The sequence below is a fragment of the Veillonella rogosae JCM 15642 genome (assembly GCF_002959775.1).
In the GTDB taxonomy this organism is placed as follows: Bacteria; Bacillota; Negativicutes; order Veillonellales; family Veillonellaceae; genus Veillonella; species Veillonella rogosae.
On record NZ_PPCX01000008.1, the window covers coordinates 37,854 to 51,876 of the forward strand.

The 14,023-nt window shown below is 35.2% G+C and carries 9 protein-coding genes and 1 tRNA gene; 7 read left to right on the forward strand and 3 right to left on the reverse strand.

The genetic code is table 11. From position 1 onward, the window contains the following. Positions 1–81 precede the first annotated feature (81 nt). The 7 genes from VRHSUH09_RS04050 (at position 82) to mmuM (ending at position 8,494) form a co-directional block, all read left to right on the forward strand. Positions 82–705 carry an exodeoxyribonuclease VII small subunit gene (locus VRHSUH09_RS04050; protein WP_105081459.1) on the forward strand — a complete coding sequence of 208 codons (624 nt, stop codon included), beginning with the start codon at positions 82–84 and terminating at the stop codon, positions 703–705. Positions 706–714: 9 nt separating this feature from the next. Continuing rightward, the gene (locus tag VRHSUH09_RS04055; protein WP_105081460.1) at positions 715–2,607 is read left to right on the forward strand and encodes a dynamin family protein; all 1,893 of its coding nucleotides are present in this window, start codon (positions 715–717) and stop codon (positions 2,605–2,607) included. 31 nt (positions 2,608–2,638) lie between these two features. Next, a complete protein-coding gene (locus VRHSUH09_RS04060) occupies positions 2,639–4,348 on the forward strand; it encodes a dynamin family protein (RefSeq protein WP_105081461.1) in 1,710 nt (569 codons plus the stop codon). Positions 4,349–4,426: 78 nt separating this feature from the next. After that, positions 4,427–5,590, forward strand: a complete 1,164-nt coding sequence (locus VRHSUH09_RS04065; RefSeq protein ID WP_105081462.1) for a DUF805 domain-containing protein — start codon at positions 4,427–4,429, stop codon at positions 5,588–5,590. 42 nt (positions 5,591–5,632) lie between these two features. Then, on the forward strand, positions 5,633–6,319 hold the full coding sequence (locus tag VRHSUH09_RS04070; protein ID WP_105081463.1) for a hypothetical protein: 687 nt from the start codon (positions 5,633–5,635) through the stop codon (positions 6,317–6,319). Positions 6,320–6,609: 290 nt separating this feature from the next. Continuing rightward, positions 6,610–7,395, forward strand: a complete 786-nt coding sequence (locus VRHSUH09_RS04075; RefSeq protein ID WP_054748105.1) for a basic amino acid ABC transporter substrate-binding protein — start codon at positions 6,610–6,612, stop codon at positions 7,393–7,395. 85 nt (positions 7,396–7,480) lie between these two features. Next, a complete protein-coding gene (mmuM, locus tag VRHSUH09_RS04080) occupies positions 7,481–8,494 on the forward strand; it encodes a homocysteine S-methyltransferase (protein ID WP_167386474.1) in 1,014 nt (337 codons plus the stop codon). Positions 8,495–8,597: 103 nt separating this feature from the next. Here mmuM and VRHSUH09_RS04085 read toward each other — a convergent pair. From VRHSUH09_RS04085 to VRHSUH09_RS04095, 3 genes are all read right to left on the reverse strand, one after another. After that, positions 8,598–8,688 (reverse strand) — tRNA-Ser (locus VRHSUH09_RS04085). Between the two features lie 145 nt (positions 8,689–8,833). Beyond that, a complete protein-coding gene (locus VRHSUH09_RS04090) occupies positions 8,834–10,069 on the reverse strand; it encodes an FprA family A-type flavoprotein (RefSeq protein WP_105081465.1) in 1,236 nt (411 codons plus the stop codon). Between the two features lie 163 nt (positions 10,070–10,232). Beyond that, entirely contained in the window at positions 10,233–13,973 is a 3,741-nt protein-coding gene (locus VRHSUH09_RS04095; protein WP_105081466.1) for a phosphoribosylformylglycinamidine synthase, read from the reverse strand. Between the last annotated feature and the right edge of the window lie 50 nt (positions 13,974–14,023).

Consider the following 14,023-nt stretch of genomic DNA (forward strand, 5'->3'; position numbering starts at 1 on the left):
TAATGAAATTTTATAAGATTGTATATATAAAAGTGATATGATTAGCTAAATTAGTATAGTGTATTTTTATAGGTGGACACAATGGGGAATAATTTAAAAGAAGAATTTATTGATGTGATAAAACTTGTCACTAAAGATGTAACTAATGAAGTTGTAACAAATACAACTTTAAAATCACTTGAAGAACATATCAAAAAACTTCAAAAAGCAAATGAGATTATTAAAAATATTGAAGTGAATCTATCAGATGGTCAAGAGTTATATAGAAATATCAAGACAGAGACAAATAAAACGACGGTTGAATTTTATAAGAATTTACATAACTGGAAAAGTGCTATTGAACAGGAAAATGCATTAATCTCTCAACTGATTGCTGAATCAAAAAATTTTAATGAAATTTCTAATGTTCAACTTTCTAAATATCTTGCATACATAGAGAATCTGGATAAAGAATATAAAACTACGCAAACAATTATTCGTGGTATAGAGGATAGTTATAACAATTTTATTAACAAGCAGGAAACTTCTTTTGAGAAGTTTGTTTCAGAAATGAATGTATTGATTGGTAAAATTCAGGAACAATCAGAGGAGGATCGTAGCGACTACCAGAAGATGTTTAACAATTTATCTATGCGAATAAATATCGCTATAGCATTATTAATGTTACTAAATACATTGTTTGTTTTATTTTTCTTTATGAATTAAGGTGAATATATGTATAGTAACTCTGCCACTAAGTTAGAAACACTGTTTTCTCATGTTGAAGATGCTTATAGAGAACGTGCACGACAGCATACTAAGCAATATATTTTAGCATTTGTAAAAAATTTTGAATATCTATTTCAATATACTAATCTTAAATATAAATATGGAGATAGTAAGATTTTCGGGCCAGAAATAAAAAGTATACAAGAAAATTTAGTTAAGATTAAATCTTTGGCCGAAGAATTAGATAATAAGTTTATGCTATTTGTTATGGGCAGCGGTAAAAATGGTAAGTCTACTCTCATTAATGCCCTTGCAGGTAAACAAGTAGCTAAGGAAAGTATAAGTCCAGAAACTTGGAAAATAGATGTTTTTACTAATTATGAAAAATCAGAATCAATTAAGTTGAAGTTTAAAGATGGTTCAGAAAAAATATATTCAAAAGAAGAAGCCTTAGAATATTTGCAAAATGAAGATTTAAAGGTTCGAGAATCTAAAAAAATAATAAGAGCTAAGCGTGATGAAGCTAGAGATAGTGGTTTGAGCATCGAGGCATTAGAAGAGAAACTTCAAGAACTTCAAAAGTATTATTTATATAGATCTGATGTAATAGAAATGGTTACACCTATTAAGAATAGTAAACTCCTAGAATCTTATAATCTAGTTGATACACCTGGATTAAATCAAGAAATTGATGGCATGGTTATTTCTAATGCAAAAGAATATTATAGTAAAGCTGATGGTATTATATGGGTATTGCCAGGTGATCGGATAGCTGGTGCTGGAGATAAAAAAGAGATCGAACGTGTATTAAAGGAGTATGGTAATCCACAAAATATTATTGCTGTAATTAATAGACTAGATAATATTATTGCTAATGGACAAACTGTTGATGGTGTTATTGCTGATGCAAAAAGGTTTTATGGTGATATTTTTAATGAATTTATTCCAATATCTGCACGACAAGCTCGACATGCTCAAGAAGTTTTAAAGAATAAACCATTATCTGATGAAGCTTATAAAAATGCTATTAGTGAATATGAGGCTAGTAGATTTGATTATTTATTAAATCATTTAAATCGAACTTTATTTTCTGATGCGTTAGCATTACAAATCAATGCAAAGATTAAAAATACCGGACTGGTATATTCAGACATCGAATCTAAAATACATGATATATATGAAACTTTATCAGAGGTTAATGATAAAAGATTAACTTTGCAAAAAGAACTTGAAGAAGATACGATGAATAGATTTATGAGGTGGGTTGATAAATTTACGGAATTTGCTAAAAAAGAAGTAAGTCGTGTTCGTATGACTTCTGATTTATATAATGATGAATTATGGAGAATGGAACCTAGGAAATTTAATAGTTTTGTAAAGGAACATATTGTTAAACCTGATGAAGTTTTAGTGGGAATTCAAAGAATTGTAAATGAGCTTTGTTTGGATTTCTCGGAGTTCCTAAACTATAAAAATTCCATTAGTTTATTTGTCGAATTTAAACATTTATATCCAGTAGAATCTAATATTAATTTTGCTGTTGAGTATAATGAATGGGATGATTTCTCAAATATAGCATCTAATTATACGGGTGGAGGTATTGTTGATACTTTCATCAGGGGCGTAGATCGAATGTTTAATGAAGAAAAAAGTAAGCGTATTACAGATCAATTTTATCAACAGTTAGAAAAGATTATTAAAAATATTATTAGTGAATTAGGCGATAAAATTGATGGATATATTACAAGTATAGAATGTAATATGGAAAACTCATTTTCAGAAATGTATGGATCGTCAGTATATGTAGAGGAATTTAAAGCTATATTAATAGAACTGATGAACTGCAAGCTGGGGGAAATGAGAGATTTATCAGTTCGAGATTTGATTTATAATTCTTAGTAAAAATCTGTGGTAATAATAAGGAGTTATTATGGAACTTTTAGCATCAATAGAATCAGCGATAAATAAAACGACAACATCACCTTTATATACTATACAAAATCCTTTAGCTTTAGAGATTAAATCATCTTTAGATATATTAGCTGATAAGGTGAATACTCCTTTAAGATTAGCAATTATTGGAGAGGTTAAATCTGGTAAATCAACGTTGCTAAACTGTTTTGCTGGTGGTGAAATTTCTCCAACGAATGTAAGTGAAGCAACGGCTTCTATTATGAAAATCTCATACTCATCAAGTGAAAGTGCAGTAATTAATTTTGTTGATGGAACTTGTAAGCCTGGTTCTGTAAGTGAAATATTTGATGAGTTAATTAAGTATCAAAATAATCAAGAGTATTTTAAAAACTGTAAGGATGTTGTCGTTAAGCGTAATATGCCAGGGTTAAAATCTTTGAATATTATTGATACGCCAGGCTTGGGGACTATTACACAACAGAATGAAGAAAGAACCATAGAATATTTCCAAGATGTAGATGTTGTCTTATGGGTATTTAATGGTAATTATTTAGGACAGACTGATGTTAATAATTATGTACGAACTGTATCTAATATGGGAAAACCAATAATCGCTATTATTAATAGAATTGATGAAGTTGATGGTGATCCTCAAGATTTAGTTGATTATCTTGATGATACTATGGGAGTATACTTTAAACGAGTTTTTCCGATAAGTGCAAAAAAAGCATACCATGGAATTGTAAATAATATTTCTGCTGAAATTGATTCATCAGGTTTTAAAACCTTATATGATTATTTACAGAATAATATAGAAAAACAGTCTGAAGTTGTACAAACAGAATCTATATTAAATTCAGTACAAGTATTAGAGAAACAGTTAAATCTTATCCACAGACAAGTATTAGATAATATAAATCTAAAGTTAGAGCTATTTGAACAGCTGGGGGCAAAGATTGATTATGCTTCTTCGTCTTTTAAGAGCGATATTAATAGTTATATTTCTAATTGGGCATATAATGAGTTTTTAGCAAATGCTGAATCTTCATTAAAGAATAAGGTCAATTCTATGGGAATGACATCAACTAATAGTACAGAAAAGGCTGTAAAAGATGAATTAGATAAGATTATTAGCAATGGTGATAATAGAGAAATCAAAGAATTTATAGATAGATTGAACATATATATAAATGAAAGTTGGCAAAGTGCTCTAGAACGTATAGATGAGGAACTTGAGGAGTCAATGTCTCTGTCTATTGAGGATAATTTTAAAACATATACAGAAATACCCTCTTTATATAGTACAGTGGGTGAATCTTCTGGATTGCAAGATTCTATGATGACTGCTGTGGCGGCAGGGGGAGCTTTATCAGTTTATGCAGCTGTATTAGGTCCAGCTGCTGCACATGTATCTTTGGCCGGAGCATTAGGCGCATTCATGCCTCCATTAATGCTTGCTGGAGCGGCAGTGGGAGCATTAAAAATATTTACTGAAAATAAAAAGAAAAAAGACTCTTTGAACAGTCTCATTAGCTCTAGTATCTTAGCAATGAGAGAGGCTGTTTGTAATAAAATTAAAGATAATGTTTCTCCGTTCATCTCAGATATAAGAGAGAAAACTCTTAATGAAGCAAAAGATAAGTTTATTGGAAATAATTTTGATGGTATGACTACTGATGAAATTTATAAATTAAAGGCTAATGTGGAATTATTTTTAACACAATAATAGTAATATATGTTAGCTGATATTTAGAATGTTTTAAATATGAGGTGCATTATAAAGCACTAATAAGAGAATACATTAATGGAATCATTTGATCAAAATCAACGAATACAAAATAAAATGTATCCATTTGCTATGTATGAAGATAGTATATGGAATACATTTGTAAACAATTTTGCTATAAAATATTTAGAATGGAGTGGTAGGTTAAGTTTAGTAGACTATATTAAAACCTCGGTAGTATTAACAATTATTTTTAGTATAACAAGTGTGGGGCTATTTTTGATTATACCTTCAGTAAATCTATCAAAAGTATTGACTATATTTGTTACACTTTTTATTGGTGTATCAATTGTGCCATCAATTTCTTTACTGTGTCGAAGGCTTAATGATATTGGTTTGAATAAAACTAAATTATTATATTTACTTTTCCCTATTTTTGGAGCCTTATATCTTTTCTTTACTTTACTAAGAAAGAGTGAAGTAAGTATAAGCTATATTGAAATGGGAAAAAAGAACTTTTGGGGATCTAATTGGACCGTATCGACCTATAAGCTAATATATATTTTGAGCTTTTTACTTCTGTTTGTTGTTTGTAATATTGTATATAAGCCTTTAATAAATTCGACTTTATTAGTTAGTAAAGTTGAGACTATAGCATCTAATATTGCTGATGAATACACAAAATATACAACTATAGATTATATAAATCGAAATAAAGAAGATAAAAGTCTAAAGAGTAAGTCAGAACAAGAACGTGTTGAACGGGAACAAATTGAAAAGCAAAAAATTGAACAAAATCAAGAACGTATAAGACTAGAAAGTATAGAGAAGGCTAAACAAAAAAATATTGATCAGGCACAAAATACTGTAGAGAAATTTTATTTAGCTATTGATCAACAAAAATATAATGATGCATTCAATATGTTCTCTGATAATCAGAGAAATGTTATAGGTAACTTTTGGGATTGGAAGCAAGGGTATCAAAATACTATTTCAGTAGAATTGAAGCGGTTAGATTTAAAAAACTATTCTGATACATCTATTTCTTTTGAGTATTTGTTGGCTTCTAAAGATAGAATTTCTAGTGGGATAGAACAAAAACTATTTAGAGGGAATATTGTTATGATGAAGATAAATGGAAGCTGGTATATAGATTCACAAGATGGAGAACTTTTGAGAAGTGAAATCCTTCGTGATTCATATAATTCGTATAAGGGGCCTTCATATAATGGCCGAAGATAATAATTATTTAACTATTGATGTTTTATAAAAGATGGGAGTAGTATGAGTATCAAGTATATCCTTATTATATTGCTAATTTCTTTGCTATCCTCGGGTTGCGCCTTTGAAACTGATACTAATAAGGTAGCTGATGTTAAAGCTACTGAGACTATCAAAAGCAATCCATATACTCATTCATATGATAATGAGTTACCACTTCAAAAGGAGAGAAAATTAGCATTTGAAGCATTAGAAAAGTCTGATGAAATAAATGATACTAAGGACTTATATAAAGTTTTAATTAATCGTGAAGATGGATATTGCTTAGAATTAGTTAATAATAATTCTAAATTTGATTATTATTATTGGGGCGGGATAGATAAAGATCGACCAGATGGATATGGGGTTTTGATTGCAAATAATAGTAATCAGAAAGGGGCACCTCTTTTAGCTGGAGAATTTATTGATGGAGTTCCATTGGGGTATATACAGGTATTTGAAAATAATAGAATATTATATGAAGGTGTCGTAGACTCTTTTGGTATTAAGTTTATTGAAACATCTGATAATTATGAGTTAAAACCTAAAAACTCTGATGCATATTTTGATAGACTCTACTTCAAAAAAATAATAGTACATGAAAATAATAAATATAATTTATTATTTAATCAGTGTATCGTATTAGAAGATAATGCTGATAAGACAACTTTAATAAAGAAATTAGTTACGGCTTCAGCTGATGATTTGTAAATTGATATATTTTTAGACCTAGGTTATTATAAATAAATTATCTATAATATAAAAAGAGATGCGTTAGCATCTCTTTTTTGATATAGTTAAAAGCTATGTGCATTTAAAACCTATTTATATGGTTGGATTAATTGACCACAACTATATCGAATGTTATCATAATATTATAATACCTCTAGAGGTATTATTTTTATTATGTTCAAAATTTATGCTCGAAGTGTAAGTATAGATGTATTAGTAATTAAAAAGAACTCTTTTTTCTAGGTAGAATGGAGTCAGTAAGGGTAATTATGAAATTTAAGAAAATCGCAGCTCTTTTAGGAGCTTTCACCATTGCTAGCAGCTTGTTTATCGCTGGTTGTGGCAATACAGTTACGAGTCAAAAGACATGGCGTGTCGGTACTGATGCGACCTATGCACCATTTGGCTTTAAAGATAAAGATAGTGGCAAGTTAGCAGGTTTTGATATCGATATTATCAATGCTATTGCAAAAGAAGAGGGCATTGAAGCGGATATTCAAAACTTGAACTTTGATGCACTGTTACCAGCATTACAAAGTAATACCATCGACATTGCTATTTCTGATATGACCATTTCTGAAGATAGAGCAAAATCTGTTGATTTTAGTAAACCATACTATATTGCAGGTAATGGTCTCGTTGTTAATATAGATAACACAAATATTAATAGCTTTAAGGATCTAGAAGGCAAGCGCATTGGTGTATCTATTGGTTCTACGGGTGCAGAGATTGCTAGCAAGATTCAAAATGCTGATGTACGCCAGTTTAATATCATCGTTGATGCCTTTTTAGAACTACAAAATAAAGGTGTCGATGTAGTTATTAACGATACACCGGTAAACGAATATTATGTTAATGGGAAGGGTAAAGGTATCGCAAAAGTCACTGGAGAAGACTATGATGCGGCACCACTTGGTATTGCTGTGAAAAAAGGTAATACAGAGGTCCTTACTAAAATTAACGATGGTCTAGCTAAGATTAAAGCGAATGGTAAATATGCTGAGATTTATAAAAAATGGTTTGGTAAAGAACCACCAGCAGAGGTGTTAAAATAGTTTGTAGATAGTACTGAAACGTGTTATTTGATATAATACGCTTGGTAAGCCTCAAGTTGTAAGAGGCTTTAGAATGGGTGATATGATGGCTAAACGAAGTGCATTTTTAGATATTATTAAGGATAAGGGGGCCCTCGTCTTAGATGGGGCTTTAGGGACTGAATTAGAGCGTTATGGTTGTAATATTCAGCATAAGCTGTGGTCCGCAAAAGTTCTCATGGAACAGCCTGATGTTATCAAAAAAATACACATTGCGTACTTAGCTGTTGGAGCCGACATCATTCAAAGTTCTGGTTATCAAGCTACTGTAGCGGGCTTTAAAGGCTTAGGCTTTGGTACAGAAGAGGCAATAGAACTCGTTAAATTATCTGTTCGCCTTGCCGTGCAAGCTCGTAATGAGTTCTTAGAGGCTAAGGCTAGCGGAGCACTTACGTTACGGGGCATTACACTTGGTGAAGAGACTCCAGACGGAGTTAAGTATTTTTCCGAAGGCGCATTGCCTAAACCGTTGGTAGCGGCCTCTGTAGGTCCTTATGGGGCCTTTTTGGCTGACGGATCTGAATACCGTGGATATCCTGATGTACAAACAGAATACCTTGAGGTATTCCATATCCCTCGGTTAGCATTGTTCGCGGAAGAGAATCCAGATATATTATCCTTTGAGACGATACCATCTTATGACGAGGCCATTGCTATTGCTCGTGCTATGTCCGATCCTTTTACATCAAAAGGGATTCCTGCGTGGATTGCCTTTGCTTGTAAGGATGAACATCATGTAGCTAGTGGGGAAGCTATTATTAAATGTGCTGAAATGATTGATAAGGTTCGTCCTGTAACAGGTATTGGTATCAATTGTACTAAACCTGAATATGTAGAGTCCCTGATTAAGGATATTCGTACCGTTACGGATAAGCCTGTTGCAGTATATCCAAATCTTGGTGAAAGCTATGATAGTAAAACTAAGACTTGGTATGGTGATTCAGCATCCTTTGTAGACTACGTAGATGTATGGCGTAAGGCGGGTGCTACTATCATTGGTGGATGTTGTAGAACGACACCTGAGATCATCGGTGACGTTGCAAAGAAAATCCATAATTAATATGGTGAAATACATATAATATAAAAGGCTATTCGAATAAATTCGAATAGCCTTTTTGTATGGATATAAATAAAAAAGCAGTGCCTAAGCACTGCTTTTACTATGGCGGAGAGACAGGGATTTGAACCCTGGGTACGGGATAACCGCACACATGATTTCCAATCATGCTCCTTCAGCCGCTCGGACACCTCTCCATGTATTCTGTTGTCTAACAGGTACTTGTATAGTATATGAAAAAGTTAGATTTATGTCAAGTGAAAAATAGGGGAAATCTTGTACTTTCATAAGACTTTTAAAATATAAGAAAAAGCCGCCTAAGAGGCGGCTTTTTTATTCGTATTATAATACGTTTTGAATTTCTGTTGCTTCGATAGATGCTTTGATATCGTCTGCCATTTTTTCGATTTTTGGAATATCTTCTTCTTTTAAAGAGGATTTGATATCAAGTGGTTCGGATACGATTTCAATATCTTTGAAGTCGTTTTCGAAGTGGGATACCATGATTTTCATGGCCGCAGATGCCCAGGAGTGGTTACCGATGATGGATACCTTGTGGTTTTGGAAGTTAAGTGCTTTCAACTCGTGGATGAAGTTTTCCATTGTAAGGTATAGGTTCAAATTGTATGTAGGTGCAATTGTTACCAAGTTAGTGTATTTCCAAGCATCAGCGATGATGTAGGAAGCATTAGTTTTGGAAACATCGTAGATTTTGATATCTGTAATGCCGCGTTTGGACAATTGCTTAGCCAATTGTTGTGCAATAGCACGAGTGTTACCATACATAGAACCGAAGGCAATAACAACACCTTTTTTACAAGCTGTGTAGCTGGACCAGTGCAAGTATTTGCGCAAGATATAATCGATAGTTTCAGGTGTACGCCAGATAGGACCATGTAGTGGAGCAATGCGTTTGATGTCAAGACCAGAAACTTTACGAATCGCATTTTGTACTTGAGGACCGTATTTACCAACTATATTTGTGTAGTAACGACGAGCTTCATCTTCGTAGGTAGCAACGTAATCAGTTTGGTCCGCAAAGATGTTACCGTTAACTGTACCGAATGTACCGAAAGCATCTGCAGAGAATAATGTGCCTGTAGATTTTTCATAAGTACAAGTTACTTCTGGCCAGTGAACCATTGGCATAGTGTAGGAAACTAGTGTATGTTTACCAAGGCAAATTTCGTCGCCTTCTTTTACAGGGTAATATTGGTCTGGTTTTGGAGAATTATAGAATTGCTCGAACATGCGGAATGTTGTAGCATTACCAACCATTTTACAGTTTGGGTAGCGTTCCAAAGTTTCCAATAATGTTTGGCAGTGATCTGGCTCCATGTGATTTACGATGATGTAGTCTAGATCGCGACCGTTCAAAAGATGAGTCAAGTTGTCAAAGTATTCTTCACGAATTTCAGCATCTACAGAGTCAACAACACAAGTTTTTTCATCATCTATGAAATAGCTATTGTAGCTAACACCATTTGGAATAGGGAATAAGTTTTCGAAACGTTCAGTAGTCCAGTCATTACTACCAATCCAGTAGATATTATGGGTCATTTTCTGAGCACAATGCATAATAAAATCCTTTCTTAACTCACTTAGGTATATATGTATAGATTTAAATGAAATTATTTTTGTAAATATGTCATCAACTTATAATACTAATATTTACGAAAAAAATCAATATGGAAAAGCCTACTCTATGGAGTAGGCTTTCACATAAAAGAATGGTGAATAATTACTTGAAGTATTTTACACCAGACGTAAAGATTGGCATTTCTAATTGGCCATAAATATTTTTACTAATACCTGCACCACAGCGTTCGGAATGAGCCATCTTGCCGAATACGCGACCATCTGGGCTATAAATACCTTCGATAGCAGCGACGGATTGGTTTGGATTGAAGCGGCTATCCATGGATGCGATGCCATCAAAGTCTACATATTGTGTAGCAATTTGACCAGTTTTATTGAACTCTAACACTTGTTGAGGGGAGGCAATAAAACGACCTTCTCCATGAGAAATAGGCACAGTATAAATTTCACCAGCTTTAGCATCACACATCCAAGGGGATTTAGTGGAGATTACCTTTGTATTGACCATGCGAGATAAGTGACGACCTATTGTATTGTACGTTAATGTAGGATGATCTGCAGTCAATGTTTCAATGTGGCCACCAGGCAACAAACCTAATTTGATAAGAGCTTGGAAACCATTACAGATACCAAGAACTAGACCATCTTGTTTATACAAGAGATTTTCTAAACCTTCTGCTAGGTATGGATTGCGGAATAGGGTAGCCATAAACTTACCAGAACCATCTGGTTCATCACCAGCACTGAAACCACCTGGGAACATAAGAATTTGAGACTCTGCTAATTTAGCTTTGATTACATCGATGGATTCTTTTAATTGTTCTGGTGTTTGATTTCGAATGACAACGATATCTGCTTCTGCACCTGCTCGCTCAAAGGCACGAGCTGAATCGAATTCACAGTTTGTACCAGGGAATACAGGGATGAGAACCTTTGGTTTGGCTCCTAAGGATGCACTGCGAGGCTTAGCGTGTTGGTCGTGAATGTACGCCACCGCTTCGCCAACACCATTTGGTGCGTGCATAGGGAAGATATCATTTAGAGGTGCTTCATATGCAGCTTGTACTTCTTTAAGAGATACAGATTGGCCTTCCCATTCGATCACAGGATTTGCTTGTGTTACACCGATCACTTTCACATCAGGCAATTCTAAAAGATAGTTAACAGCTTTAATATCTACCTCTACGATAAATGCACCAAGAGCAGGTTGGAAAATACCTCGTTCAGCATATTTATCGAATTTAACACCAATATTATTGCCGAGGGCCATTTTTGTGACAGCTTCAGGGATGCCGCCTTGTTCAACTACATAAGCAGAGTAAACACGACCCTTCTCAATTTGTTCTTGTAAGGTATCGCAATTTTCTTTGAATCGATCCCAATCAGGAGTGTCATCGTACATGCGAGGTACATCGAAGAATACGAGGCGATGGTCTACGCCTTTAAGCTCTTGGCTCACAATGTTATCTACATGAGCTGTACCAACCGCAAAGGATACAAGGGTAGGAGGAACTGTAAGGTCCATAAATGTACCGCTCATAGAATCTTTGCCACCAATAGCACCGATTTCAAGTTCTTTTTGTGCTTTATAAGCGCCCAGTAAAGCTGATACAGGTTTACCCCAAGATTCTTTTGAGTTAAGGCGTTCAAAGTACTCTTGTAATGTTAAGTATGCATCTTCACGACGACCACCGAGAGCTACTAATTTAGCGACAGATAAAAGTACAGCATATTGTGCGCCATGGTATGGGCTCCAGTCGGATAACTCAGGTACAAAGCCGTGAGTCATGATGCTAGCAGTTGTAGTTTCACCATTTAGAACCGGTAACTTTGCTACCATACCTTGAGTCGGTGTTTTCTGGAATTTGCCACCAAATGGCATGAGTACAGTATTAGCACCCACAGTGCTGTCAAAGCGTTCTGCTAAGCCCTGTTGGGAAGCGGTGTTTAAATCGGATACGGCTGCAAGCCATTTTTCTTTGAAGTTATCTGCACTAGAAGAACCGCGTAAGAAGTAAGAACGATCTGCTGGAGCTTTTACAATAACCTCTTGTTGTTGGCTGGCGCCATTTGTATTTAAGAAGTCACGGCTAATGTTGACGATTGTTTCCCCATTCCAGTTCATGATGAGGCGATTTGTATCAGTTACATCAGCTACAACTGTACATTCTAAGTTTTCTTCGTCGCAATATGCTTTAAATGCATCTACATCGGTAGCGGCGATAACACAAGCCATGCGCTCTTGAGATTCAGAGATGGCCAATTCTGTACCATCAAGGCCAGCGTATTTTTTAGGCACTAAATCAAGGTTAATAGTTACGCCATCTGTTAATTCACCGATGGCAACGGATACACCGCCAGCACCAAAGTCATTACAACGTTTGATGAGGGTAGTTACTTCACCACGACGGAAGAGACGTTGAATTTTGCGTTCCGTAAGGGCGTTGCCTTTTTGAACCTCTGCACCACATGTAGAAAGGGATTCTACTGTGTGCTCTTTAGAGGAACCCGTAGCGCCACCACAGCCATCGCGACCAGTTTTGCCACCTAATAATACCACAACATCACCTGCAACAGGTGTTTCACGGCGCACTTGATTGCGTGGAGCTGCACCGATAACGGCGCCGATTTCCATGCGTTTTGCTACGTAGCCAGGATGGTAATATTCTTTTACTTCACCTGTAGCAAGACCGATTTGGTTGCCATAAGAGGAATAGCCACGAGCTGCTTCTTGAGTGATTTTCTTTTGTGGTAATTTACCTTCTAATGTATCTTCAAGGCTAGTATGTGGATCACCAGAGCCAGTGATGCGCATTGCTTGGTATACATAGGCGCGGCCACTCAATGGATCGCGGATACAGCCGCCTAAACAAGTAGCAGCACCGCCGAATGGTTCGATTTCAGTAGGGTGGTTATGGGTTTCATTTTTGAATAATAACAACCATTCTTCAGTTTTTCCGTCTACATCGACAGGAACGATGATAGTACATGCATTGATTTCATCGGATTCATCGAGATTTGTTAAACCACCAGCATGGCGTAATTCTTTTACAGCTAATGTAGCCATGTCCATGAGGGAACGCGCTTTTTTCTTAGTTGTATAGAGCTCAGCACGACCTTCCATGTATTCTTCGAGGGCTTCTTCAATAGGGCCTGTGAAGCGACTCGCTTCGATAGAGATATCTGTTAACTCTGTCATAAATGTGGTATGGCGGCAATGGTCGGACCAATATGTATCGAAGAGGCGAATTTCTGTAATCGTAGGATCCCGGTGTTCTACCTCTGCATACTGTTGTCGAATCATTTGAAGGTCTGCCAATGTCATAGCGAGGCCATAATTTTTGATAAGTTCTTCTAACTCCGCATCGTTCATTGTCGTAAAGCCATCGATTGTTTCTACTGGTTTTGGATCCTCTAAATCGAGCGCCAAAGTGTTAGGTAATTCAAGGCTTGCTTCACGGGAATCAACAGGATTAATGTAGTACGCTTTGATGGCATTTTCTTGTTCTTTTGTGAAAGTGCCTTCCATAGCAAATACACGAGCACATCGAACGATGTGACCAGATGTAAGCGTGAGCATGGAAATACACTGCTCTGCGCTGTCGGCACGTTGATCATATTGACCTGGTACATATTCAACAGCAAATACGAAACCTTGCAAAGCTGGAATTTCTTCTAATACTGTATCCACAGGAAGTTCGGAGAAAATTAGGTTTCTTGCAGCTTCTAAATCTTTTGCATCTAAATTTTCAATATCATATCGTTCATAAATGGTAACACCTGTAACAGGCATAGATAGTTCCTGTTGTAAGGTATGTAACATGCGTTGTGCTTCTTGGTTGAAAGATTCTCGTTTTGTTACGAATAATCGTTGTATAGCCATTGTAGCCTCCTGTAATGTATATAATTCCCTTTGGGATATTGACAAATTAA

Excerpts from the sequence above, each read along its gene's own strand:
- VRHSUH09_RS04065 (WP_105081462.1), top strand. The coding sequence starts at position 4,427 with ATGGAATCATTTGATCAAAATCAACGAATACAAAATAAAATGTATCCA.
- VRHSUH09_RS04095 (WP_105081466.1), bottom strand. The coding sequence starts at position 13,973 with ATGGCTATACAACGATTATTCGTAACAAAACGAGAATCTTTCAACCAA.
- mmuM (WP_167386474.1), top strand. The coding sequence starts at position 7,481 with ATGGCTAAACGAAGTGCATTTTTAGATATTATTAAGGATAAGGGGGCC.
- VRHSUH09_RS04060 (WP_105081461.1), top strand. The coding sequence starts at position 2,639 with ATGGAACTTTTAGCATCAATAGAATCAGCGATAAATAAAACGACAACA.
- VRHSUH09_RS04070 (WP_105081463.1), top strand. The coding sequence starts at position 5,633 with ATGAGTATCAAGTATATCCTTATTATATTGCTAATTTCTTTGCTATCC.
- VRHSUH09_RS04055 (WP_105081460.1), top strand. The coding sequence starts at position 715 with ATGTATAGTAACTCTGCCACTAAGTTAGAAACACTGTTTTCTCATGTT.
- VRHSUH09_RS04050 (WP_105081459.1), top strand. The coding sequence starts at position 82 with ATGGGGAATAATTTAAAAGAAGAATTTATTGATGTGATAAAACTTGTC.
- VRHSUH09_RS04090 (WP_105081465.1), bottom strand. The coding sequence starts at position 10,069 with ATGCATTGTGCTCAGAAAATGACCCATAATATCTACTGGATTGGTAGT.
- VRHSUH09_RS04075 (WP_054748105.1), top strand. The coding sequence starts at position 6,610 with ATGAAATTTAAGAAAATCGCAGCTCTTTTAGGAGCTTTCACCATTGCT.